Source organism: Bacteroidia bacterium, from assembly GCA_037045145.1.
Taxonomy (GTDB): Bacteria; Bacteroidota; Bacteroidia; order AKYH767-A; family OLB10; genus OLB10.
Genome location: JBAOIA010000011.1, coordinates 502,970 through 526,227 on the forward strand (window position 1 = coordinate 502,970; position 23,258 = coordinate 526,227).

The following is a 23,258-nucleotide window of genomic DNA, read 5'->3' on the forward strand; positions in this document are numbered from 1 at the left end:
ACCTGAAAAAAGTATCTATTGACAAAATAATACTTTTGTACTGATTTAACACCGATACATTTGAGCCAAACAGATTACGCACCATGATTAATATTGCTTTTAGTTGTATTACCGCTTTTATTATTACCTTCCTTGCCATACCGTCAATCATAAAGGTTGCCGTAATTAAAAACCTTTTTGATGAACCTGGTGGGCGAAAAGTGCATAGGGCAAGCGTTCCTACTTTGGGAGGGTTAGCCATTTTTGCCGGAGTAGTTTTTGCATTCACATTCTGGTCAGCAGGATTTAACCTTCAGGATACTCAGTACATTATTGCAGCATTAATAGTCATGTTTTTTATTGGAATAAAAGACGATATTGTGGAGTTGCCTGCTATGAAAAAACTTTACGGACAGATTGTTGCTGCTGTCATTATTGTATTGTTTGCCAACATTCGCATAACCGGTCTTTATGGTATTTTTGGAATAGATCAGGTGCCATACTGGTTCAGTCTTTTGTTTTCGATGTTTACCATTCTGCTCATCATCAATGCTTTTAACCTAATTGATGGTGTTGACGGACTGGCTGCCGGTATTGGCGCTATTGCCGCATTTACCTATGGCATTTATTTCTACAATTATAATGAGATAGCCCTTTGTATTCTGTCGTTTTCTCTATTCAGTTCGCTATTGGCCTTTTTGGTATATAATTTTTCTCCTGCCAATATTTTTATGGGCGATACAGGTTCATTAATCATAGGTTTGATTTTGTCTATCCTCACAATTAAATTTATAGAAATGAGTTTTGCTCCACGTCCTGCAAATTTCCCATTTCAGAGTAGCCCGGCTATGGCAGTTGCTATTTTGGTGTTGCCTTTATTTGATTTGCTCAGGGTATTTATTGTAAGGATATTAAACAAGCGTTCACCGTTTCAAGCCGACAGACTGCATATACACCACTTGTTGCTCGATATGGGATTAAATCACCGAGAAGTTTCTATTACACTTTACTTGGTAAACATTGGCTTTATACTTGTGGCATTGGCCTTACGCAGCTTTGGTGCAATGGCATTGTTATTTATTATATCAGCCTTAGCCTTGATTCTGAGCTTAGTACCCTACTATTTAAAATATCAGACTGGTCGTACCAGAACATTTCCGAGTTCGACCAAGTAGGGCGTTGATACCATATTTGCCTCACTTACATGAAAAATTGATATAATTATGTAAGCATTTCCCCAAAAAGTAAACATTTTTTTTATTTTCGTCCGAACTTGAATAACAGGCAATTTTCCGGACTCTCTGCCTGCTAAATTAATTATCATGCGACTAAAAAAACTGGTTTACTCCATTGCTCTTTTATTGCCGTTCATAGGTAATGCACAGGTAGTTGATAACACACAACCCAATTCCGGTGATCCTATTGCTGCCATGCTCGACAGCTTAGTGTCTATTCGTAACGTTGTGCGACTGAGCGAAACAAACTTTCAGCAGCCTCCTGTTTTTAGTGAAAACGATGCCGTACTTTCTGATGCTTTTATTCAGGAAAGGATTTCAAAAATTTCGACACCCATACCTTTAACCTACAATTATCAGGTAAAAAATTATATAAAGCTTTATGCTTCACAACGGGCACAGTTGACATCACGGGTACTTGGTTTGTCCCGATTATACTTTCCGTATTTTGAACAAATGCTTGACAAGTACAATCTTCCTGTTGAATTAAAATATCTGGCAATTGTTGAATCGGCACTAAACCCAACAGCAGTATCGTCAGCAGGTGCAACAGGTATATGGCAGTTTATGTTTAACACCGGAAAAATGTATGGGCTGAACATTAACTCTTATATTGATGAACGAAGAGATGTGCGTTTGGCAACCGATGCTGCATGCCGCTATTTTCAGGATATGTATGCTATTTATGGCGATTGGTTGCTGGTAATAGCATCTTACAACTGTGGACCGGGTAATGTTAACCGTGCCATAGCACGTGCAGGTGGTAGCAAAAACTTTTGGGAGATCAGTCGTTTTCTTCCGGCAGAAACCAGAGGTTATGTTCCTGCTTTTATTGGTGCTACCTATGTAATGTATTATGCCAATGAATATAACATTACTCCCATAGCACCTACATTCACCTATTTTAATGTTGATACGGTTGGTGTGAAAAATAAAATCTCGTTTCGTCAGTTAAGTCAAACACTAAACATACCTTATGATGTGATTGCATTTTTAAATCCAATTTATAAACGCAATATGATTCCCGGTGAGGGCAACAGACTTTATCTTCCAACAGAAAAGATAAGCATGTATTTAGCAAACGAAGAGAGTCTTTATGCTGCTAGCGGCACAGAGTTGCAACCATCATCATTTGCTATAGCCGATGATGTTGGCTATGTGCAGGTGAAACAACATGTAAAAGTTCGTAAGGGGGAAAATTTATACACTTTTGCCAGAAGAAATGATTGCTCTGCAAAGCAGGTAAAGAAATGGAATGGTTTAAGGTCAAACTATATTAAGGCAGGACAGAAACTGGTTGTTTATGCAACTATAAAGCAAAAATCTACACCAGTTGAGAATACCACTTCAACTGCTGCTAATGATAAAGCAGACTCGGTAAATGAAAATAACACAGTTAAGGCAGATTCTGCATCTCAAACAGAAACAGATGCGGTTACTACTGAGAACAAAACAACGCAAGTAAGCCAGGCACAAAGTGCTGCATCAAAATATATTATCCACTTAGTTCAGCCGGGTGACACACTTTGGAACATTGCAAAGCGCTATGATGGTATTACTGTTGAACTACTCAAAGAGGTAAATAATTTTACGCCACAATCAACACTGAAAGTTGGAAGTAAATTAAAAATTCCTACGGCAGGTTAATTTTGTTTTAGTGTATTATTAATGATTAGCATTTTCAATGTGCTGACGAAATTCGTTTTTAATATCCTGTAGCGCAGGAGTCAGAAAAGTTGATGTTTTTAGGACAGGTTCGTAGAGTTTAGATTCTTTTTTAGTCTGCGTATTGATAAAGTTGAGATGTGGTTCAAGTGATTTGAGTAGCCATAGGAATACGCTCAACACCAAAGCATATTTCAGTAAGCCAAAAACTCCTCCTATAATTTTATTGAAAAGATTAAGGTCACCTGCTTTGAGAATACCTTCGAGCAAGCGGGCATAAAGAATAAACACGGCCATAATTATTCCAGTCACAATAAAGAAGCCTACCCAAGCAGGCAGGGCGCTGTCTTTGTTTACCAGTTGAAATATCCAGCCTTGTACCAACCCCGAAAATTTGAAAGCAACATAAAGTCCTGCAATGAGTCCAAGAATCATGGCAATCTCATAAATAATGCCGCGCGTGAAACCTTTATATGCACCCCAGAGTAATGGCACTGCTAAAAACAAATCAAGAATATTCATGCTATCGAATAGTACGCTCAAAGTAAGCGATGCCGCTGTAAACTATATACAGCATCAGCAGAAAATACCAAACAATAAATTGTTGAAAGGTGTTGATTAAACCAAGGTAATATCAAACTGAACCAATTCAATAAATTCCTGAATGCGTTCGTTGAGTTCATCACTATCTAAATTCATTATTCTTTCTGTACCGAATTTTTCTACGCAAAAAGAAGCCATTGCAGAACCGTAGATGATGGCACGCTTCATACTGCTGAAAGAGATGTCGCGTGTTTTGGCAAGATAGCCAATGAAGCCCCCCGCAAAAGTATCACCTGCGCCAGTGGGGTCAAACACATCTTCTAATGGAAGTGCAGGAGCAAAAAATACTTCGTTGTTGTGAAAGAGAAGGGCACCATGTTCGCCCTTTTTAATGATAAGATATTTTGGACCCATGGTTAAAATCTTCTTAGCAGCTTTTACCAAGGAATATTCGTTGGTGAGTTGTCGTGCTTCGGCATCGTTGATGGTGAGCACATCTATCATTGAAATGTTCTTTAGCAAATCGTCCATTGCCATATCCATCCAAAAGTTCATGGTGTCCATGACAATAAGTTTTGGACGTTTGTGCAAACGCTCTATTACCTGCAACTGAATTTTAGGCATAAGGTTGCCAAGCATAAGGAATTCGCAGTCCTGATAGCTTTCGGGTATAATGGGGTCGAAGTTGGCAAGGACGTTGAGTTGGGTGTCTAACGTGTCACGGCTGTTCATGTCTGTATGATAACGGCCACTCCAAAAGAAAGATTTTTCACCCTCAATAATCTGCAGACCTTCTGTGCGGATGTTGTGGTTGTTGAAATCCTGAATGGTGCTTTGGGGAAAGTCATCGCCAACAACACCAACAAGATTTATTTTAGGGGCAAAGTAGGATGCTGCAAGTGAGGCATAGGTGGCAGCACCACCAATAATTTTATCTGTTTTTCCAAAAGGCGTTTCTATTGCATCGAAGGCAACTGTTCCAACAACAAGTAATGACATGATATGAGTTTGAAAATTTTGCGCAAAGCTAATACTATTATTCGTTTTTGAGATTTTGTTCTTTAATCAGGTTTTGCAGCCATGAAATTACAGCAACTGAAAATCTTCATTAAAAAAATAAACAGATATATCTATCTTTAAGCCTTAATCTTTTAAAATATAAAAATCATGTTAGAACAATTATTTAATCTGGTAAAAGAAAATGCCGGAGAGGCTATCATCAACAATCAGGCAATACCGAACGAACAAAACGATGCAGCCATTAATCAGGCTACGGAAGGAATTATTAGTGGATTGAAATCGCAATTGGCATCGGGCAATATTAGTGAGGTTGCGCAACTATTAGGTGGACAAAATAATGCAGCAACTGCAGGGGTTACGAATGCAATTTCATCGCAGGTGTCACAGGGGATGATGGAAAAATTTGGTTTGTCAGGCAACAGCGCAGGTTCTATAGTGTCGTCACTTATTCCTGTTGTGCTAAGTAAGTTGATTTCGAAAACGAATGATCCAAACGATAAGAGTTTTGATCTGAATGGTATTTTTAATCATCTTAGTAATGGGAAAACACAAGGTATGGATTTATCGAGTATATTGGGTTCTGTGACAGGTAATAATGGCGGAGGCGGAATAGGCAATGTACTTGGTTCTGTGATGGGCGGAGATAAAAACGCTGCACTAGGTGGACTGATGGATATTTTTAAGAAATAGGAAAATAAATATCTCAGTATCAAAATTCATAAAAAATCCCTTCAGTTCTATCAAATTGATTTTGCTGAAGGGATTTTTAATTCTAAACTTTTAAAGCTTCAGCGCAACAATTCTTAAATCGAACTTTCTAACTTTAATACATTTTAAGTTTCTATACTCAAACCGATAAATGCAAGCGTCCAACGGCAATGGTCATTCTGCTGATGCAAACGGGTTGATTTTTTTCGTTTAGAATTTCTATTGTCCAGACCTGTGTTTTTTTTCCAAGATGAAAGGGTTTTGCAGTGCCGTAAACGAAGCCTTCTTTTACGGGTCGCACGTGGTTGGCATTGATTTCCATGCCAACAGCAACGTATGTGTTGTCTTTTAATGTTAGAAATGCACCAATGCTTGCCAACGATTCTGCAAGTGCGCAAGAGGCACCTCCATGTAATATACCCATGGGTTGACAAGTACGGTGGTCAACAGACATTTTTCCTTTAACAACATTGTTGTCAATGGAAGTTATTTCGATGCCTAGGTAACCAAGCATGGTATTGCTTTCTAATTTTTTTACATCTTGCAATGTATAGTTGCCAAAAATAGAATTCATTATTTGCTTTTTTTAGATGGAAAAACTGTGCGATAAATTTCATCTACAAAAATTTTAAGGCGCAGAATGTAGAGTGGTGACGATAAGTTATCGGTGAGTTGTTTGTTATTTTTAAGCATTATACGATAGCCCACGCCAAAACCCACGCCCACCCAACGGATGACTTTATAGTGTCCTGTTATGGCAGGTTCAAATAAAATAATGTTTCCTTGTCTGGCTTTGTTATTGGCTTTTATTCCATCGGGATATTCGTAGTAGCTTGTGCCAAAGCCAAAGTGCATCGGGACATTTATTTGCCATGGGTCGTTCCTGTAAATAACATATTCAATGCCTGTAGTAAAATAGTTGCTGCGGACTTCGCCACGATAGAATTTATTTGGTTTTATCTGCAAGCTGTCCACTACATCGGTAAATAGTTTCATATAACCCATACTGAATTTTACACGCTTGCCAAAATCCAACCCTGTTTTAAAACCAATGGCATTGGCACCACGACTGCGAACAAAAGAGTTATATCCATCTAACTGAAAAAACGGTTTGGGTTTTTGTTGAAATAAATAAGTAAGCGTGTCGCGCAGTTGAGCATGCACATTGACACTGCATGAAAGCAGTGCAACAATTGTGATTAGCACATATTTTATTTTTTTTGAAGACATTGTACCGACAGAACAAAAATATAAAGGGACACAGTTTAATTTAGGAATAATTAATTTGCTTACTAACAATTTTAAATGAATTACAAAACTGACGGAGGTCAGTGAGTAAGAAAGTAAAAGTATGTTTAACTTTTATAACTTTGCAAGCAATGAATAATTTTTGCAGAATGAAAAAGCAACGAAAATTAAATATTAAACAATGAAAGTAGAAATTAAAGTTCCGAGCCCGGGTGAGAGTATTACAGAAGTGCAGATAGCACGTTGGATAAAAAAAGATGGCGATTATGTTGAGCGTGATGAAGAGATTGCAGAGATTGATTCGGATAAGGCAACACTATCACTGGTAGCGGAAGCAGATGGTGTTTTGAAAACACTTGTTGGCGAAGGAGAGAATATTGCTGTTGGCTCTATTGTTTGTACCATAGACACAGATGCAAAACCTGTTACAAATGCAAAAGTTAGTAAAGAAGAAAAGCCTAAGGAAGATAAACCAAAAGAAGTAAAACCTGCTGTAGCTGCTAAGTCAGAAGGATATGCTTCAGGTACTCCGTCTGTTGCTGCAGCTAAGATGATGAAAGAAAATAATTTAAAAAGTGAAAATGTGCAGGCAACGGGCAAAGGTGGACGTATTACAAAAGGTGATGTGTTACAAACATTACAAACACCTGCTGCGGTACAAACAGTACCACAGTCACGAGAGCAACGAAGAGAAAAAATGACAATGTTGCGTACAAAACTTTCGCAGCGCCTGGTTGCCGTAAAACAAGAGACAGCAATGCTTACAACTTTTAACGAAGTTGATATGAGCGCTATTATGAACATCAGAAAACAATACAAAGATGTTTTTAAAGAAAAGCATGGTGTAGGGTTAGGCTTTATGTCTTTTTTTACAAAAGCTGTTTGTGAAGCGTTAAAGTCTTTTCCGGCAGTGAATGCACAAATTGACGGTGAAGAAATTTTATATCACAACTATTGTGATGTAGGCATTGCAGTGAGTGCACCCAAAGGGTTGATGGTTCCGATTATTCGCAGTGCAGAAACATTGTCACTTGCACAAATAGAACAACAGGTGATAGACCTGGCCACCAAAGCCCGCGACAGTAAACTGACTATTGATGAAATGACGGGAGGAACTTTTACCATAACTAATGGTGGTGTGTTTGGCTCTATGCTGTCAACACCGATTATTAATCCACCACAGAGTGCAATTTTAGGAATGCATAACATTGTTGAACGTCCTGTTGCAGTGAATGGAGAAATAGTTATTCGGCCTGTTATGTATGTTGCATTATCGTACGATCATAGAATTATTGATGGCAGAGAGTCTGTTGGATTTTTAGTAAAAGTTAAGCAGATGCTTGAAGAACCTGTAAAAATGTTGTTTGAAGGCAATGACCCAATTAAAGTATTACTACATTTGTAACCACTTTTCTTTTACCAATAAACAAAAAGAGGCTGCCTGAATAAGGCAGCCTCTGCTATTTTATTTTGTGTTGTATTTATTCAACAACTTTCATTTCGTCAACAATGTGTTTGGCTCCACCAAATTTGTCAATACAAAACAACACATATCTGATATCCACACAGATGGTGCGTTTGTATTCTTCATCATATTTAATATCACCGCTCATAGCCTCCCAGTTGCCATCGAATGCAAGTCCGATGATTTCGCCATTGCCATTGATAACAGGACTTCCGCTGTTGCCACCTGTAATGTCGTTGTTTGTAAGAAAACAGGTATTTAATGTTCCGTTGCTGCCATAGCGACCATAATCTTTTTTGTTGTACAGTTCAACTATCTTTTCAGGAACTTTAAACTCTGTATTGCTGTTATCCATTTTTTGCATCACACCTTCTATGGTTGTAAAATAACTGTACTTAACAGCATCGGCAGGATCGTAAGCGCGCACAGAGCCATAACTTAAACGCATGGTACTGTTGGCATCGGGATATAATTTTTTCTCAGGCATCATTTCACGCAAACCTTCAATATATAACCTGTTGTTGGCAGCCAATGCCAAATCAATGGTACGAATAGGAGCACGGAAGTTGTCATCATAAAAGTTCAATTGTGTACTTATGAGTTTAAATGCAGGATCGTTTTTAAGTTTCTTTGCCGAAGGATTTTCTAAGAAAGCAAGCACCTTGGTTTTATCTGAAAAAATACTCTTTGCAAAAACTGCAGCTGCCATTTTATTGTAATCGTCTTTGTATTTTTTTGCCATTTCTGCAAAGATGGACGCCTGCTGATCTTTTGCAATATCATTGGCAAACGCTTTAACCAAAACAGCAAAAACTTTTTGGTCAACACCGGCATCATACTCTTCAAAATAATCATCAACTCTTGATTTAAGCATTGCTGCTTTTGCTTTTATGTCATCTGTATTAGGTTCTTTTTCGTTAAGTGCTTTGTCTAAAGCAGAAAACGAAAACGCATAACGCAAAATTTCTGTTCCCATTAATGCCTCTGAAGTGTAAACACGAAGTTTAGCATATTTTCTTGCGTTGTCATATGATTGTTGTAGGTTACCCATTACAAATCCATAGTGCAATCTTCTTTTTTTATCAGCGTTAACCCATGTAGTGAATTGATTTTCGAGGTTGCGTTTTTGCTCAACAACTTTCATTCTTTTTAACTGCTTCTGCTGACCGATAAAATATTTCCAGTAGTTACTTACCTGATTGCGTTTTGCCTGATATTTAATTCTTATGGCATCATTATCTGCCATAGCATTGTTGATGACATCTAATCTTTTGGTGCGAAGTTTCACTAATGATGGACTTGTAATATCAAGACCATTTTCAATGCTGTATGATGTAGCATAACGATCGGTTCTTCCCGGATAGCCCATAATCATTGCAAAATCACCTTCTTTAACTCCTTTAATACTTACAGGAAAATAGTATTTAGATTTTAGTGGAATATTTTCTTTAGCAAACTTAGCCGGTTTTCCATCGGGTGAGGTGTAAATACGAAACATAGAAAAATCACCTGTCTGACGTGGCCACATCCAGTTATCGGTGTCGCCACCAAAGTTTCCAATGCTCATGGGAGGAGTTCCAACCAAACGTACATCTTCATATTTTTCGTAAACGAATAAATAATATTCATTGCCACCATACATAGCACGAACATCTGCAGTATAAAACGCATTATCTGCAGTTGCTTCTTTAGTCAGTTTAGAAAATATTCCGGGCAATTTAGCTTGCAAATCTGCTTCGGAAAGGGTGTCACTGAGTTCGGCTTTTACTTTTTGAGTAACATCTTCCATGCGGATAAGGAACTTTACAGAAAGTCCTGGAGCAGGAAGTTCTTTATCGCGGGCAGTTGCCCAAAAGCCATTCGTCAAATAATCATGATCCAAACTACTCAGTGATTGAATGTAGTCAAGTCCGCAGTGATGGTTGGTAAGTATTAATCCATCGGGAGAGACAATTTCGCCTGTACAACCACCACCAAAGTGAATGATTCCGTCTTTCATTGAAGATTTGTTGATGTTATAAATATCATCAGCCGTGAGCTTAAAGCCCATCTTTTGCATGTCTGCCTCATTAAGTTGTTTTAATGTTGACAGCAGCCACATGCCTTCATCGGCACGTAACAATGTAGTAAAAAACAGCGCACAAGCCGTAAAAAACAGTCGTAATTTATAATTCATAATTTAAAAGATTTTATGTGGCGAATATCTGTATTTTTATTCTTATAATAGTTAAAAACTTGTTAATGACAGAGGAATAAAATCCGTTCACAAGTTTATTCTGTTTTATGCCGATATTTTAACAATCAAATTTTGACAAAAGCCGATGATTTTTTTCAAAAGCCACGAATCGTTTATTCGTAATTTTATCATGTTGAAAAAGGCAGACGTAAAACTTAATAAAGTAACATCTGAGTTATTTATTTGGATTTGATTGATTAAATTTGACAACAAAAGAAAAAGTAAAATCCCGGTTATATGAATAATCTAAAAATATTTTTTATTGCAAGTGCAGGAATGTTTGTTTTATCATGTTGTGGAACAAAGCAAAGTAATAACTCAAGTGTAGAGAAAGTGAGCAAGGCTGTAAATGATGAGCCTGTACAGTACGACCCCGATGAAACTATAGAACTGGATAATGGTCAGAAGTGGAAGGTCAATGAAGAGATGAAGCCTTTTGTTGAGGAAGGCAAAAAAATATTGAATGAATATATACGGAATGAAGATAGTGACTATACCGGCTTAGCTGCAGCACTCAGTGAGCAAGATAATAAGTTGATTGAAAGTTGTACAATGGAGGGAAAAAGTCATGAGGAGTTACATAAGTGGCTACATCCACATTTAGATATAATATCAGACCTTGAGAGCACAAAAGATACAACACAAGCAAAAAAGTTGGTGGAACAACTTAGGGCTTCTTATGTTGATTTTGAAAAATACTTTCAGTAAGTACAGAATGTAAGTATTGTTTTTTATTTACTTGTAATTCGGTAATGTTGCCGGTTTTACTAAGTGAATAGTCAAGAAATTATAAATAATTGGATAATAACATAAATGACAGAGTTTTTTAATCAACTACTTCACGAAATTGAGCGACCACTTACCAATCCGGTACTGATTTTTTCTTTGATTTTATTTATCATACTGCTTTCTCCTATTTTGCTGAGACGATTGAATATTCCCGGTATCATCGGACTCATCATTGCAGGAGTAATTATCGGGCCACATGGTTTATACATTCTCGAAAAAAATTCAGCCATCAATCTGTTTTCAACAATAGGTTTGCTGTATATTATGTTTATAGCAGGCCTGGAGCTTGACCTGAATGAATTTAAATCACACCGCAACAAAAGTTTGGTGTTTGGTTTTTTTACCTTTATCATCCCTTTGGGTATTGGCTTTCCTGTTTGTCATTATTTTTTGAATTATGATTTTAATGCAAGCTTTCTGACTGCAAGTATGTTTGCAACACATACACTTGTGGCCTATCCCATTGTCAGCAAGTTTGGTGTATCAAAAAATCAGGCTGTTGCCATTACTGTTGGTGGAACCATTTTAACAGACACTGCTGTACTGATTATTCTGGCAGTTATCATGGGCAATAGTCAGGGTAATTTAAATCAGGAATTCTGGATTCGTTTAGGTGCATCGCTGATTATTTTTTCTGCAATTATGTTTATTGTTGTACCTCGTATTGCCAAATGGTTTTTCAGAAAACTGGAAAGTGAAAAACACTCACATTATATTTTTGTACTATCTGTAGTGTTTTTTGCAGCCTTTCTTGCAGAGGTTGCAGGCGTTGAACCGATAATAGGAGCCTTCGTTGCAGGTTTGGCATTGAATAAACTGATCCCCCACTCATCAGCACTGATGAACAGAATAGAGTTTATTGGAAACTCTTTGTTTATTCCATTTTTCCTGATCAGTGTAGGTATGCTGGTTGATGTAAGCGTTATCATGAATGGCCCTACTGCACTCATCATTGCAGCTACATTGACAATTGTTGCGGTAACCGGCAAGTGGCTTGCAGCTTTTCTGACACAAGTTATTTTTAAATTTTCATCATCGCAGCGACAGCTTATTTTTGGCCTTAGCAATGCACATGCAGCTGCTACACTTGCTGTTATTTTAGTGGGGTATAAAGCAGGCATTCTTGATGAGAATATTCTTAATGGTACAATTATCCTTATTTTGATTACATGTATCATTGCTTCATTTGCAACAGAACGAGCCGCAAAAAAAATTATAGTAGAAACAGAAGACGACAGTAGTGATCTTTTTAAAAACAATAGTGCCTCAAACGAACATATTTTGATTCCTGTTGCCAACGTAGGCAAAATGGAAAGGTTGTTGGACTTTGCAATTTTAATAAAGGATAAAAAATCTGTTAACCCGGTGTCAGTACTTTCAGTAGTTTCTGACAATAGCGAGGCCGAAAAAAATATTTTGAAAGCAAAAAGTAAATTAGAAGGTTTTGTTAGACAAGCATCAGGAACAGAAACAAAGGTTAATGTAATTACTACAATTGACCACAATGCAGCAAGTGGAATTACGCGTTGCTCAAGAGAGATAATGGCCGACATCATTGTTTTAGGATGGCCACAGCGTTCAGGGTTTCTTGATAAACTTTTTGGTGTGAAAATTGAAAGTATTTTAAACAATACTGATAAGACAACTTTAATTTGCTTTCTTGAAAAACCTCTTGAACTTCATAAGCGAATAGTACTTGCTGTGCCACCTCTTGCAGAGCATGAAAACGGGTTTGGTTTATGGCTTACTAAATTCGCAAAATTGGCGCATGAACTCAGTATTCCGATACATGCCCATTGTAATGAAGCTACTGAAAAGTCAATGAAGAAGTTTCTTAACAAACAGAAGTTGTCTGCATCACTAAATGTTAGTTTGTTTAACGACTGGGATGACTTTCTGGTACTGGCACGAAATATTCATGCCGATGATTTCATAGTACTTGTTTCTGCCAGGCGAGGTGCAACTTCTTATACGAGTATATTGGATGGACTCCCTTTAAAAATAGAAAAACATTTTAGCGACAACAGTCGTGTGATAATTTACCCACAACAATATGACGGTAATATTAATCTGGAAAACTACAGCGAAGTTTCAACAGAAACCTTAAACAGAGGTATTGAAGTGGTTCAGAAAATAGGAAAAGAAATTGGTTCTATGCTGAAGAAGAAAAATCAGGAGTAGTGATTAATGCTTTATTATTTCGATTTATAAACCGGAACGGTAGAACAAGGTTCGCCAAACATAATACTTCTAACAACAGGTTTTAATTTTTGTGTCAGCAGCATATAGACAGCAGGAGAAAAATTTTCTTCGCCACAGCCTTTTATAACAATACGTTTGTTGCGATAGTTTTCAATATTTATTTTTTCTATTGCATCATTGGTTAACTTTTCCTTGAGTTGAATGGTGTTACCAAAAAAGATGGTGGAGGCATGCAGGTGTAATGCTTCGCTAACGAGCATATATGCCCAGGTTGGAATAATGGCGTCAACAGAGCAGTAAACAGCAACGGCAGCTCCGTCATACTGCTGCCAATTGTGTTGTCTGATATGCTCTCTGAAATCTTTTTCTTTAAGAATTAATTCTTCAAATAACCATCCTTTAATGTCAAGTTCGGCTAATGTAGTGACAGGTATAAAATCTTTTGGATCTATCTGTAAAATTCCACTGTCGGCCACACGGTTTTTAATTTCCTGTTCCATGATTACCACATTCCAAGTTCCATACGTGCCTCTTCGCTCATCATATCTTTATCCCATGGCGGATCAAAAGTCAGTTCAACTTTTGCATCATTTACATCAGGAATACTTTTTATTTTTTGCTCAACTTCCAAAGGCAATGATTCTGCAACAGGGCAAGCAGGTGAAGTCAGGGTCATCTTTACGTGAACATCATTACCTTCAATAATCTTTACTTCGTAAATCAGTCCCAGTTCATAAATGTCAACCGGAATTTCCGGATCGTAACAGGTCTTTATTGTTTCAATAACCCTGTCATATAATTCTTTTGGCTCTTCCATAAGTGCAAATTTAATGGATTTATTGTTGTCTTGATTTTATTGCTGATTTAGCCCGATTATACATTCATAAAAATATTCAAAGTAAATTCATGCAATACATCAATAATTATCTCATATTTGAAACAATATAAACAGATAATAGATTAATAAAAAACAAATATTATGAAACAATTTTTGATCGTTCTCTTTACAGTTGGTCTTTCATTATCATCATCGGCACAGCAAAAAACAGTTTTGGAAGCCAATGAAAAAGCTGCTATAATCAGTTTTGAAAAAACAGAATATAATTTCGGAAAGATTAAAGAAGGAGACAAAGCAGAACATGTTTTTCTTTTTAAAAACACCGGCAACACACCTTTGATTGTAACAGACGTGACCGTTACCTGCGGATGTACTGCTGCCGAAAAGCCCGATGCACCCATTATGCCCGGCAAAGACGGAAAAATTAAAATTGTTTTTAACTCTGCCGGTAAAGTTGGATCTCAAAACCGTACGATAACGGTTAGCACGAATGCAAAAAATAAAATTACATATTTGAAAATGATGGGAGAAGTGAGTGAAAAATAATTTCTGTTAGAACAGTTAAACTCTTTCACCAAACTCCATCAAAAAAGCTTTCATAAATTCATGGAGTTCGCCATCCATCACAGCTTGTACGTTTGAAGTTTCACAATCTGTACGTAGGTCTTTCACCATTTTATATGGATGAAAAACATAGCTTCTTATTTGAGAGCCCCACTCAATTTTTTTCTTACCTGCTTCTGTTGCTGCTTTAGCTTCATTACGTTTGCGGAGTTCAAGTTCGTAAAGTTGTGAACGCAACATTTGCATGGCGCGCTCTCGGTTACCGCTTTGCGATCTTTCTACCTGACACACAACAACAATGCCTGTGGGCAAGTGTTTGAGTTGAACTTTTGTTTCAACTTTATTTACGTTTTGTCCGCCTGCACCTCCTGAACGGGAAGTCTGCATTTCAATATCGGCATCTTTTATTTCTATTGAAATAGTATCGTCAATCAGCGGATAGGCAAACACACTGGCGAAAGAGGTATGACGTTTTGCATTGGAATCAAATGGAGAAATGCGCACCAAACGATGTACACCATTTTCGCTTTTTAAATAGCCATATGCAAAATCGCCTTCTATTTCTAAGGTTACAGATTTTATTCCTGCAACATCACCATCTTGTCTGTCAATTTCGTTTATGCGGTAATTCATACGTTCAGCCCAGCGTATATACATACGCATGAGCATAGATGCCCAGTCGCAACTTTCTGTTCCTCCGGCCCCTGCATTTATTGTGAGTACTGCACTCAATGCATCTTCTTCACCACTGAGCATGTTTTTAAATTCAAGCTCTTCTAATGATTTTTGAACAGATGTATATTGTTCTTCTACTTCCTGTTCTGAAGCATCGCCAGTTTTTGAAAAATCGAATAATACACCCAAATCATCAACCGCTTGCTGTACGGAAGCAAATGTGTCTGTCCAGTTTTTTTTTAGCTTGATGGATTTTAATATCTGCTCTGCCCTTGTCGGGTTGTTCCAGAAATCAGGTGCATGGGTAAGTTGTTCTTCTTCTTTTATTTTCAGGAGTTTGACATCAATGTCAAAGATGCCCCCTCAAAGCGTCAACGCGCTCTTTACATTCTGTTAATTGTTCTTGTGTCATACGGGCTGCGAATTTACGAATTATTGCTTTCAGGTATTTACAAACTATGTTGTTTTCATCAGTTTATAAGCCTTGGCAACATCAAAAATCATAAATATAAAATAGGCCATCAAAAAACTAACTGCAAAGGGTATAGCTGTATCAGGGTTTAAAAACATATAGCTTACAATAATTGTAAGCATCAGAAAAAGTTTTAATGCCGTAGATGCCATAAAAAAACGGATGGACTCATTGCCTTTACTCTTGGTTAGTCGCAAATAATGAATAACAGAAAAAAGTGCAAAGAAGAATATTCCGCATTTCCACCATGATGGATAGAAACGAGAAGCCAGAAAATCTTTCATCAAATAATAAAGTAGAATGTACAGCAGGGTTATGCCGGCAAGTTGTAAAATGTAGGTGATGAAACCTTTGCTCATTTTTTCTTATGTAAAAAATCTTTAAGTGTTAAATAAAGTGCAGATGCAACTGCAATTAAAGCAAAAGTAACAGTAAATACAGGAATTTTGTTTTGGCAATATTTGTCTAAACGGTAGCCTCCATAAGTACCAATAAACATGATAGCGCCCATTTGAAATCCCATGGACGCATACTTGGTATAATCTTTAAGCTGATTTTTCCTGGAGTTTAGCTTCTGATCTTTCGACATTTTTTATGTCTTTAACCATAGGCCCCATATTACAGTTGCCTGTAAAACTTGCCCCAACCTCAACAACTAATTTACCTGTGTTAATGTCGCCATTAATTTTTGCAGTAGCCTTTAGAAACAACATTTCAGTAACGGTAGAAGTTCCTTTTATTGTTCCTGAAACATCTGCATTCTGGCAAACAATGTCTCCATCCACTACTCCGGTTGTGCCAACAACCACTTTAGCTTTTGAAAATACTGAGCCTACGATGTGTCCGTCAATACGCAAGTCGCCATTCGACTTGATTTCACCTTCTATTGAAGTTCCGGCAGCAATTAAGTTTATTGAGCCTGATGTAGTTTCACCGGGTTTAACGGTGGTGGTTTTGTTCTTCAAATTTTCAAACATGGTAAAAACTTTTAATTATGTATTGCGGCAAAGATAAAAAATAAAAGTTATTAACAAAATCAAAAATTACGGATAATTAATACGGTAGAAATCAAGGTATTTACTCAAATCCTTATCTGTAATGAACTTGTTGAAATTTTTTTCTGTAATTGGAAAAAGGGTAAATGCATTTTTATCCATTCCTTCAAAAATGGTTTGGTCAGAATCCAGACCCTGAATATATTCCTTGCTTTGGGTGTGGTCTGGAAAAGAACGTACCATCATATAGTTCTTGTCATCAATTCTTAATTCAGATACATTCAGTTTTTTCTCTTTATAATTTCGCTGGTTAAACTGATTTATTTTTTCTTTCAACGTTGTGGTATAAGGCAGCTCAGCTGAGAAAATAATGAGTACATTATGTGGTTTGTCAGGCATAAACTCATAAATTGAGTTCAGCATTTTATTGCCTTCAGCAGTTTGTGTTGTTGCCGACTCACTGATGGTGGTATCTATTGGAGTAACGTTGTTCATTTTATCGAGGATTGCTTTTGCCAATATGCTTACTGAATCTCTTGGGTATGCAGCAACTATTTTTTTGAGTGAAGTTTCAAATTGTGGGCGAGGCTGCGTATATCCAATAGCAAGAGCCTGAAGATAGGCAAACTTTGGAGCTAATGTGCCTCCGGGAAACAATGAGTCTGCTGCTGATTTACGCTCTATAACATCGTTGTATTGACGATTGAGAAATGCCTTGTAGGTGTTTTCGTAAAACACCTGCATGATAGCGGTTTTGCGCTGTGCATCTTTAAAGTAATTTGGATTGGTTATGATACGGGCATATTCCGAATCGCCATATTCATTCAGTATAATGTTTTTATAGTGTTCGGCTTTTTGTTCATCAAAAAGGGCAAGGTAACAACGATACAGATTGTAATAAGCCGGTAGCTGATATTTATTACCCGGATAGCGTTTCATCATTTCTTCCAAATCATCTGCAGCAGGCTTAGGTTGTCCTAATGCTTCTTTATAAATGATTCCTGTATTATAGTATGCTTCTAAAATTTTTGCATTACTTTCTTCTTTTTGTTGAGCCGTTTTTGGAATGTTGTTAAAATAAGCTTTTCTTCGGGCATCACTGTTCAACTGTCTGATGCTGTCGTTTAGTGCTTTTTGTGCCTGCTCTAAACTGTCGGCTCGTGCTTGTGCTTCGGCTTCTTCTTCACTGCCAAAAGTTGCAATGGATTCTTTACTACTTCTGCGCCAGTTATCTTCGAGTTTTCTGTTACCCCATTTTTTGGCAAACTCCGAAAAACCAAAACTAATGGCACTCTGATTATAAAAATACCATGAGCTGCCTGTAGAATTACCGGGCATGCCATCTTTTCCGGGTTGATTTTGAAATTGGCTAAACTGCATGTTTGACTGCTCTTCCTGCTCTTTGGCTTTGGCCGCTTCCTCCTCTTGTTTTTTACGCAATGACTCGGCCTCTTCTTCAGCAATGATATTGTCAATTCGTGAATATTGTTCTGTTTCTGAAAGTGCTCCCAAGGTTAGTAAACTATCCTCATGTGAAATTATATTCAGGTTTTTTATCAATCGCGACAGATTGTTTTTTTTATTCTGAATCAATGCATAATCCGGATAGTCAGAAGCAATGTTGGTAGCCGCGCTGTCATAATATAATTGTGCTGCACGGAAGTCAAGTTTGCGGAAACTTATTTCTCCCATTTCCAGGTATGATATGCCTTTTTGATTGGTGTTGTTGGTACTTGATGCTACGGACTTCTTTAAAAACTGAAATGCCTCAGTAGTATCTTTTTCTCGCATAGAAATTCCACTCAAAGCATAATAAATCTGATCAAGATAATCTTTGTTTTTTTCATCCTTCAACATCTTGTTCAGCTCATCTTTTACCTGTTGTGCATCGGCACTGTTTATATCAAATGAACGTGCTCTGTTGATTTTTGCATTAAAGGCCATTTCATACTCGGGATTCATCTTGATTACCTTACGAAAAATTGCAAAAGCTTTATCGTTCGAATCAACTTTCTGATATATCTGTGCAAGAATATAATTGTAACGGATTTGGTCAGCTCTCTTGGTAGCCAGTTCCGCAGCCTTGGTTAATTGTTCAATAGCTTTGGGGTAGTTTTCTTTTTTCAGATAAAAATCTGAAGCAACAGCAGCAAAGAGAGGTTTGTATTTTGAAGGTAATTGTTTTTCATTTTTTAAATAGTCGAGCATATATTCTGCATCAGCCATTTTGCCTAACTGCATTTGCGTTTGCATCTGCCAGATTAAGCCATCAAATCTTTTTGGATTGTCTTTATACGTAGAAGCAACATATTGAAAGGTCTCTAATGCAGTCCAGAAATCATGTTTAAGAAATTGTGCTTTCCCGATTATCATGTAGTTGTCCGGTATCCAGCGACAGCGTTCTTTGCCATTAATAAACATAGAGTGTCGTTGAATAACAATAGAGCTTTTCTTGATAGCTTCATCCATGTCCGGATAAATGGTTTTGGCTTTATCGTCAGTAGAATATTTAAAAACATCAAGCACACGGTCGTAATGATCAATATGTGTTGCTGCTAAAGTTTTTGTGCCTTCTTTCACTCTTTCGCGAGCATTAAAATAGCCGTTGTAATGTGCAGTAAGGTTATGATAAGCCCTGTTAATTACAGTGTTCTTTTGTGTTGAACATGCTGATAGAAACAGTGTAAGGATGATAAAATATTTTACGTGATTGGATGATTTCAAAACAATATGAATGTTGCGATATATATTAACTTTTTCCAGCGAAAATTATTGCTCGTTTAATTATTACGATATTTGCGCCATTAAGAAGGCAAACATAACAATACTTTTTTGTTTAAACAACGCATGGCCAAGGCATCAGGCAAAGAAAGAGTTAAACTGAGTACCAAACTCCGCAACAAATTCCGGTTAGTTATTATGAATGACGAAACCCTGGAAGAAAAGGCCTCTTTGCTGCTTTCACCCATCAATGTGGTGGTAGTGGTGGGCATTATTATCATTACCCTCATAACAGCCACAACCTATATTATTGCCTTTACTCCACTGCGTGAATATATTCCGGGATATACAGACGTTAAAGTTAAAAGGGCAGCTATCGAAAGTCTTATCCGTACCGATTCATTGCAAAAACAGGTGTCAGCACAAGATTTATACATTCAGAATCTGCAAAATCTTATAACCGGTCAATCACAAAAAACAGTTTCGCTGGATACCGTTTCGGTACCACAGCTTTATGACACTATTAAGCAATTGCTTCATTCCGAAGAGGATTCTTTGTTACGAAGCCAAATAGAATCACCGCAGGATTACAGTTTAACGTTGAACGCAGGAACAACCAAAGGATCTATTGCCAACTTTTACTTTTTTGCTCCATTAAAAGGGGCAATAACAACACGATTTAATCCAACAGAAAAGCACTTTGGTGTTGACGTAGTTGCCGGTCCCGATGCTGTTATAAAAAGTGCTATGGATGGAACGGTGGTCATTGCAGAATGGACTTCACAGGCCGGCTATGTCATAGCCATTCAACACAGCAACAATATGTTTTCTGTTTACAAACATAATTCTGCACTGCTTAAAAAGGTGGGTAATGTGGTGAAAGCCGGTGAAGTTATTGCTATTGTAGGCAACTCGGGCGAATTGAGCAACGGGCCGCATTTGCATTTTGAACTTTGGTACAATGGTGCACCTGTTGACCCTACAGATTATATTGCTTTTGAATAATTACAAAAGATTAAAGTAGTTATTTTCAGAAAGTATTTTTTCAATCAGCCGTGGGTGTGGGTAATTATTTTTGAAATCATCGGCACGAACAGCTTTTAGTTGAGGAAATTTTTTTAGTGATATGCGTTTATCCAATTGTGCAACAATGTATGATGCATGAATGTGTTGATGTGTCAGTTTATGTATATGAAGTCTGCCTGATTCATATTTTTTAATACCATAGTTTTTTATAAAATTGCTGATAGAGGCCGATGATATTTTTGTTTTGGTTTCATGTAAAGGAAATTCATAAAGATTTTTCCAGATGTCGTTGCCATTGCGTTGTCTGATATAAAATTGGTCTTTATAAATTATAATTACATAACAAAAGTGACGCTCTTTGATTTTAAGCTTCTTGCTTTTTATTGGAAAATTAAGTTGTTGCTTTTGCTGATACGCCAAACAATGACTATGCAAAGGACATATTTCGCACTTTGGATTTCGTGGTGTACAAACCAATGCACCAAGTTCCATCATTGCCTGATTGTGTAAGCCGGGAAATTTTTTGTTGCCAATACTATTGGCTAATTGCTGAAATACTTTTTTTCCTTGGGTGCTATTAGGAGTTGTTTTTTCTGCAAACAATCGTGACAATACACGAGCAACATTACCATCAACAGCAAAAACAGGCTCATTAAAGGCAATTGAAGCGATAGCTGCTGCGGTATAATCACCTACACCTTTTAGTTTTTTAAGATCAAAGTAGTTTGAAGGAAAGTTGCCGTGAAGTATTTTGGTAATATGTTGTGCTGTGGCCAAAAGATTTCGCCCTCTTGAATAATAGCCTAATCCCTGCCATAATTTAAGCACTTCGGTTTCAGATGCTTTAGCAAGATGTTTCACTGTTGGAAATACTTCTAAAAAGCGTTTATAATAAGGCAGGCCTTGTTCTACCCTTGTCTGCTGAAGTATAACTTCGCTCAGCCAAATTTTATAAGCATCGTTAGTACTTCGAAAAGGCAACTCGCGCTTGTTGCGTACATACCATAAAATAAGTTTGTTTGAAATATTCATTTGCTTTGGCAAAGAAAGTCATTATAAAAAATAATTAAGGTTTAAATTTAACAGACAATTCTGTAACAGCTAAATTTACTTATCATTGCCCTCGCTTATGGTTATGAAATTAGTTAAGGACATACATTCACTTTCTCAACTTATTAATAGTAAGAAGCAAGAGAAAATCAGCATTGGTTTTGTACCAACTATGGGCGCATTACACGAAGGACATGTTTCGTTGATTAAACAATCGCTGCTTGAAAACAATTTTACAATAACCAGCATATTTGTAAATCCATTACAGTTTAATAATCCTGATGATTTAAAAAAATATCCACGTACATTAGATTCAGATATTCAAATGCTCGAACTGGCAGGTTGTAATGCCTTGTTTGTACCGGAAGCATCAGAAGTTTACAGTAAAGATGAAAAACCTTTACAATTTGATTTGCACAATCTTGCAAATGTTATGGAAGGCAAATTTCGTCCGGGACATTTTACCGGAGTGATAACTATTGTTCACAAACTGTTTTTATGGATTAAACCTGATTTTGCTTATTTCGGAGAAAAGGATTTCCAGCAACTTGCCGTAATCAGAAAAATGGCTGATGCATTGCATCCAGATATTGTAGTAAAAGGCTGCCCTACAATTCGTGAAACCAATGGTCTTGCCATGAGTTCGCGCAATGTCAGATTAAGCAAATCAGTTCGCAATGATGCAAGTATAATTTACAAGGCAATGCAACATGCCAGACAACTGAAAAACGTAATGCCTGTTGACGAAGTTTGTTTGAAAGTAAGAAGTATGATTGAAGAAGTAGCTCCTTTTAAAGTAGAGTATGTTGAAATTGCAGATGCTGTAAACTTACAGTCGCTACAACAATGGTCGGACTCACAGTCGCCACGAATTTTTATTGCCGTTTTTGCTAATGATGTCAGACTGATTGATAATGCAGCGTTGTAAATAGCTACACCGTGCAATGTCGAGCAAAGACACCTAACGGAAGTCGTGCTCCGGTAGTGCTTTGCAGAAAAATTTCACCTGTTTGTCGTTTAATGCTTTTACTAAAATGCTCGTCAAGCAGATTATCCAGAATTATTGATGAGAAACCAAGTGAATAGGTATTGAGAACAAGAAAATGGTTTTCTTCAAGCAACAGTTTAACGTTGGCAAGCATTTCATTAATTTCATCTTCTAATTTCCAGTTTTCACCATTTGGTCCATGGCCATAGGCAGGTGGATCTAAAATAATACCATGATATTTTTTACCGCGTTTTACTTCTCGTTTTACAAATGTCATGGCATCTTCAACTAACCAGCGTATGTTATCCAACCCACTCAGCGTCATGTTTTCTTTTGCCCAGGTTACAACCTGTTTTATAGAATCTAAATGAATAATATCGGCACCGGCAGCTTTAGCAGCAAGGGTTGATGCTCCGGTATAGGCGAAAAGATTAAGTAATTTAGGTTGCACTATATCTAGTTTCTTAACGGAATTGTAAATAAAATCCCAATTTACTGCTTGTTCAGGAAAAACACCTACATGTTTAAATGAGGTCAGTGCTAGTCTAAGTCGAATTTGTTTTTCATCAGGCAATGCATAGGAAATATGCCAGCGGTCGGGCATCTCTTTAATTTTTTTCCATGTACCTGACGAGCTGTTTTTTGCTTCAAACTTAACATGGGCTTTTTTTAACCAATCGGCTTCTTTTAATTGTCTGTTCCACACGGCTTGTGGTTCGGGTCTGATGGTAATGTACTGACCAAAACGCTCTAACTTTTCAAAGTTTCCGCTGTCAAGGAGTTCATAATCTTTAAAATTTTTCGGTGAAAGTAATTCCATGCAGAAGTTCATTTAAATA

The 23,258-nt window shown here is 37.1% G+C and carries 23 protein-coding genes; 9 read left to right on the forward strand and 14 right to left on the reverse strand.

Annotation, left to right across the window (positions count from 1 at the left end; translation table 11 throughout):
- Positions 1–83 precede the first annotated feature (83 nt).
- Together V9G42_03115 and V9G42_03120 are read left to right on the forward strand one after the other, a co-directional pair.
- Positions 84–1,154, forward strand: coding sequence for an MraY family glycosyltransferase (locus V9G42_03115; protein MEI2758408.1), 1,071 nt, complete (start codon positions 84–86; stop codon positions 1,152–1,154).
- 147 nt (positions 1,155–1,301) lie between these two features.
- Positions 1,302–2,861 carry a transglycosylase SLT domain-containing protein gene (locus V9G42_03120; GenBank protein ID MEI2758409.1) on the forward strand — a complete coding sequence of 520 codons (1,560 nt, stop codon included), beginning with the start codon at positions 1,302–1,304 and terminating at the stop codon, positions 2,859–2,861.
- 18 nt (positions 2,862–2,879) lie between these two features.
- On the opposite strand, the gene V9G42_03125 is transcribed toward V9G42_03120, so the two are convergent.
- On the reverse strand, positions 2,880–3,422 hold the full coding sequence (locus V9G42_03125; protein ID MEI2758410.1) for a CvpA family protein: 543 nt from the start codon (positions 3,420–3,422) through the stop codon (positions 2,880–2,882).
- A gap of 75 nt (positions 3,423–3,497) precedes the next feature.
- Entirely contained in the window at positions 3,498–4,421 is a 924-nt protein-coding gene (locus V9G42_03130; GenBank protein MEI2758411.1) for a PfkB family carbohydrate kinase, read from the reverse strand.
- 168 nt (positions 4,422–4,589) lie between these two features.
- On the opposite strand from V9G42_03130, the gene V9G42_03135 reads away from it, so the two are divergent.
- Positions 4,590–5,132 carry a DUF937 domain-containing protein gene (locus tag V9G42_03135; protein MEI2758412.1) on the forward strand — a complete coding sequence of 181 codons (543 nt, stop codon included), beginning with the start codon at positions 4,590–4,592 and terminating at the stop codon, positions 5,130–5,132.
- A gap of 157 nt (positions 5,133–5,289) precedes the next feature.
- Here the strand turns inward: V9G42_03135 and V9G42_03140 are convergent, their stop codons facing one another.
- A complete protein-coding gene (locus V9G42_03140) occupies positions 5,290–5,724 on the reverse strand; it encodes a hotdog fold thioesterase (GenBank protein MEI2758413.1) in 435 nt (144 codons plus the stop codon).
- Positions 5,724–6,380 (reverse strand): hypothetical protein, encoded by a 657-nt coding sequence (locus V9G42_03145; protein ID MEI2758414.1) that lies wholly within the window; start codon positions 6,378–6,380, stop codon positions 5,724–5,726. Before V9G42_03145 ends, V9G42_03140 begins: the two co-directional genes overlap by 1 nt.
- 199 nt (positions 6,381–6,579) lie before the next feature.
- On the opposite strand from V9G42_03145, the gene odhB reads away from it, so the two are divergent.
- The gene (odhB, locus tag V9G42_03150) at positions 6,580–7,803 is read left to right on the forward strand and encodes a 2-oxoglutarate dehydrogenase complex dihydrolipoyllysine-residue succinyltransferase (GenBank protein ID MEI2758415.1); all 1,224 of its coding nucleotides are present in this window, start codon (positions 6,580–6,582) and stop codon (positions 7,801–7,803) included.
- A gap of 76 nt (positions 7,804–7,879) precedes the next feature.
- On the opposite strand, the gene V9G42_03155 is transcribed toward odhB, so the two are convergent.
- Positions 7,880–10,039, reverse strand: coding sequence for a S46 family peptidase (locus V9G42_03155; GenBank protein ID MEI2758416.1), 2,160 nt, complete (start codon positions 10,037–10,039; stop codon positions 7,880–7,882).
- Between the two features lie 297 nt (positions 10,040–10,336).
- Between V9G42_03155 and V9G42_03160 the strand changes: the two genes are divergently transcribed.
- Positions 10,337–10,807: a hypothetical protein gene (locus tag V9G42_03160; GenBank protein ID MEI2758417.1), complete on the forward strand. Its 471-nt coding sequence runs from the start codon at positions 10,337–10,339 to the stop codon at positions 10,805–10,807.
- A 105-nt stretch (positions 10,808–10,912) separates the two neighbouring features.
- Positions 10,913–13,069: a cation:proton antiporter gene (locus V9G42_03165; GenBank protein ID MEI2758418.1), complete on the forward strand. Its 2,157-nt coding sequence runs from the start codon at positions 10,913–10,915 to the stop codon at positions 13,067–13,069.
- Between the two features lie 14 nt (positions 13,070–13,083).
- Here the strand turns inward: V9G42_03165 and V9G42_03170 are convergent, their stop codons facing one another.
- Together V9G42_03170 and V9G42_03175 are read right to left on the reverse strand one after the other, a co-directional pair.
- Entirely contained in the window at positions 13,084–13,590 is a 507-nt protein-coding gene (locus V9G42_03170; GenBank protein MEI2758419.1) for a DUF2480 family protein, read from the reverse strand.
- 2 nt (positions 13,591–13,592) lie between these two features.
- Positions 13,593–13,907, reverse strand: coding sequence for an SUF system Fe-S cluster assembly protein (locus V9G42_03175; GenBank protein MEI2758420.1), 315 nt, complete (start codon positions 13,905–13,907; stop codon positions 13,593–13,595).
- 162 nt (positions 13,908–14,069) lie between these two features.
- Here V9G42_03175 and V9G42_03180 point away from each other — a divergent pair, with 162 nt between their 5' ends.
- Positions 14,070–14,474: a DUF1573 domain-containing protein gene (locus V9G42_03180; protein MEI2758421.1), complete on the forward strand. Its 405-nt coding sequence runs from the start codon at positions 14,070–14,072 to the stop codon at positions 14,472–14,474.
- 15 nt (positions 14,475–14,489) lie between these two features.
- On the opposite strand, the gene prfB is transcribed toward V9G42_03180, so the two are convergent.
- The 5 genes from prfB to V9G42_03205 form a co-directional block, all read right to left on the reverse strand.
- Positions 14,490–15,579 (reverse strand): peptide chain release factor 2 gene (prfB, locus tag V9G42_03185; protein MEI2758422.1). Its coding sequence is split into 2 segments (ribosomal slippage): positions 14,490–15,518 and positions 15,520–15,579, totalling 1,089 coding nucleotides; the frame shifts between segments, so codons are not numbered across the junction.
- 44 nt (positions 15,580–15,623) lie between these two features.
- Positions 15,624–15,998, reverse strand: coding sequence for a hypothetical protein (locus V9G42_03190; protein ID MEI2758423.1), 375 nt, complete (start codon positions 15,996–15,998; stop codon positions 15,624–15,626).
- On the reverse strand, positions 15,995–16,228 hold the full coding sequence (locus V9G42_03195) for an AtpZ/AtpI family protein (protein MEI2758424.1): 234 nt from the start codon (positions 16,226–16,228) through the stop codon (positions 15,995–15,997). Before V9G42_03195 ends, V9G42_03190 begins: the two co-directional genes overlap by 4 nt.
- Positions 16,185–16,616, reverse strand: a complete 432-nt coding sequence (locus tag V9G42_03200) for a polymer-forming cytoskeletal protein (GenBank protein MEI2758425.1) — start codon at positions 16,614–16,616, stop codon at positions 16,185–16,187. The genes V9G42_03195 and V9G42_03200 overlap by 44 nt, the downstream gene beginning before the upstream one ends.
- Before the next feature lie 66 nt (positions 16,617–16,682).
- The gene (locus V9G42_03205) at positions 16,683–19,358 is read right to left on the reverse strand and encodes a hypothetical protein (protein ID MEI2758426.1); all 2,676 of its coding nucleotides are present in this window, start codon (positions 19,356–19,358) and stop codon (positions 16,683–16,685) included.
- A gap of 123 nt (positions 19,359–19,481) precedes the next feature.
- On the opposite strand from V9G42_03205, the gene V9G42_03210 reads away from it, so the two are divergent.
- Positions 19,482–20,360: a M23 family metallopeptidase gene (locus V9G42_03210; GenBank protein MEI2758427.1), complete on the forward strand. Its 879-nt coding sequence runs from the start codon at positions 19,482–19,484 to the stop codon at positions 20,358–20,360.
- Here the strand turns inward: V9G42_03210 and mutY are convergent, their stop codons facing one another.
- The gene (gene mutY, locus V9G42_03215; GenBank protein MEI2758428.1) at positions 20,361–21,413 is read right to left on the reverse strand and encodes an A/G-specific adenine glycosylase; all 1,053 of its coding nucleotides are present in this window, start codon (positions 21,411–21,413) and stop codon (positions 20,361–20,363) included.
- A 103-nt stretch (positions 21,414–21,516) separates the two neighbouring features.
- Between mutY and panC the strand changes: the two genes are divergently transcribed.
- Entirely contained in the window at positions 21,517–22,359 is an 843-nt protein-coding gene (gene panC / locus V9G42_03220; GenBank protein MEI2758429.1) for a pantoate--beta-alanine ligase, read from the forward strand.
- Between the two features lie 4 nt (positions 22,360–22,363).
- Here panC and V9G42_03225 read toward each other — a convergent pair whose 3' ends face one another.
- A complete protein-coding gene (locus V9G42_03225) occupies positions 22,364–23,239 on the reverse strand; it encodes a class I SAM-dependent methyltransferase (protein MEI2758430.1) in 876 nt (291 codons plus the stop codon).
- Positions 23,240–23,258 lie beyond the last annotated feature (19 nt).

Bases quoted from the DNA above. Each gene is read 5' to 3' on its own strand.
- V9G42_03115 (MEI2758408.1), top strand. From the start codon at position 84: ATGATTAATATTGCTTTTAGTTGTATTACCGCTTTTATTATTACCTTC.
- V9G42_03120 (MEI2758409.1), top strand. From the start codon at position 1,302: ATGCGACTAAAAAAACTGGTTTACTCCATTGCTCTTTTATTGCCGTTC.
- V9G42_03130 (MEI2758411.1), bottom strand. From the start codon at position 4,421: ATGTCATTACTTGTTGTTGGAACAGTTGCCTTCGATGCAATAGAAACG.
- V9G42_03135 (MEI2758412.1), top strand. From the start codon at position 4,590: ATGTTAGAACAATTATTTAATCTGGTAAAAGAAAATGCCGGAGAGGCT.
- V9G42_03140 (MEI2758413.1), bottom strand. From the start codon at position 5,724: ATGAATTCTATTTTTGGCAACTATACATTGCAAGATGTAAAAAAATTA.
- V9G42_03145 (MEI2758414.1), bottom strand. From the start codon at position 6,380: ATGTCTTCAAAAAAAATAAAATATGTGCTAATCACAATTGTTGCACTG.
- odhB (MEI2758415.1), top strand. From the start codon at position 6,580: ATGAAAGTAGAAATTAAAGTTCCGAGCCCGGGTGAGAGTATTACAGAA.
- V9G42_03155 (MEI2758416.1), bottom strand. From the start codon at position 10,039: ATGAATTATAAATTACGACTGTTTTTTACGGCTTGTGCGCTGTTTTTT.
- V9G42_03160 (MEI2758417.1), top strand. From the start codon at position 10,337: ATGAATAATCTAAAAATATTTTTTATTGCAAGTGCAGGAATGTTTGTT.
- V9G42_03165 (MEI2758418.1), top strand. From the start codon at position 10,913: ATGACAGAGTTTTTTAATCAACTACTTCACGAAATTGAGCGACCACTT.
- V9G42_03170 (MEI2758419.1), bottom strand. From the start codon at position 13,590: ATGGAACAGGAAATTAAAAACCGTGTGGCCGACAGTGGAATTTTACAG.
- V9G42_03175 (MEI2758420.1), bottom strand. From the start codon at position 13,907: ATGGAAGAGCCAAAAGAATTATATGACAGGGTTATTGAAACAATAAAG.
- V9G42_03180 (MEI2758421.1), top strand. From the start codon at position 14,070: ATGAAACAATTTTTGATCGTTCTCTTTACAGTTGGTCTTTCATTATCA.
- V9G42_03190 (MEI2758423.1), bottom strand. From the start codon at position 15,998: ATGAGCAAAGGTTTCATCACCTACATTTTACAACTTGCCGGCATAACC.
- V9G42_03195 (MEI2758424.1), bottom strand. From the start codon at position 16,228: ATGTCGAAAGATCAGAAGCTAAACTCCAGGAAAAATCAGCTTAAAGAT.
- V9G42_03200 (MEI2758425.1), bottom strand. From the start codon at position 16,616: ATGTTTGAAAATTTGAAGAACAAAACCACCACCGTTAAACCCGGTGAA.
- V9G42_03210 (MEI2758427.1), top strand. From the start codon at position 19,482: ATGGCCAAGGCATCAGGCAAAGAAAGAGTTAAACTGAGTACCAAACTC.
- mutY (MEI2758428.1), bottom strand. From the start codon at position 21,413: ATGAATATTTCAAACAAACTTATTTTATGGTATGTACGCAACAAGCGC.
- panC (MEI2758429.1), top strand. From the start codon at position 21,517: ATGAAATTAGTTAAGGACATACATTCACTTTCTCAACTTATTAATAGT.
- V9G42_03225 (MEI2758430.1), bottom strand. From the start codon at position 23,239: ATGGAATTACTTTCACCGAAAAATTTTAAAGATTATGAACTCCTTGAC.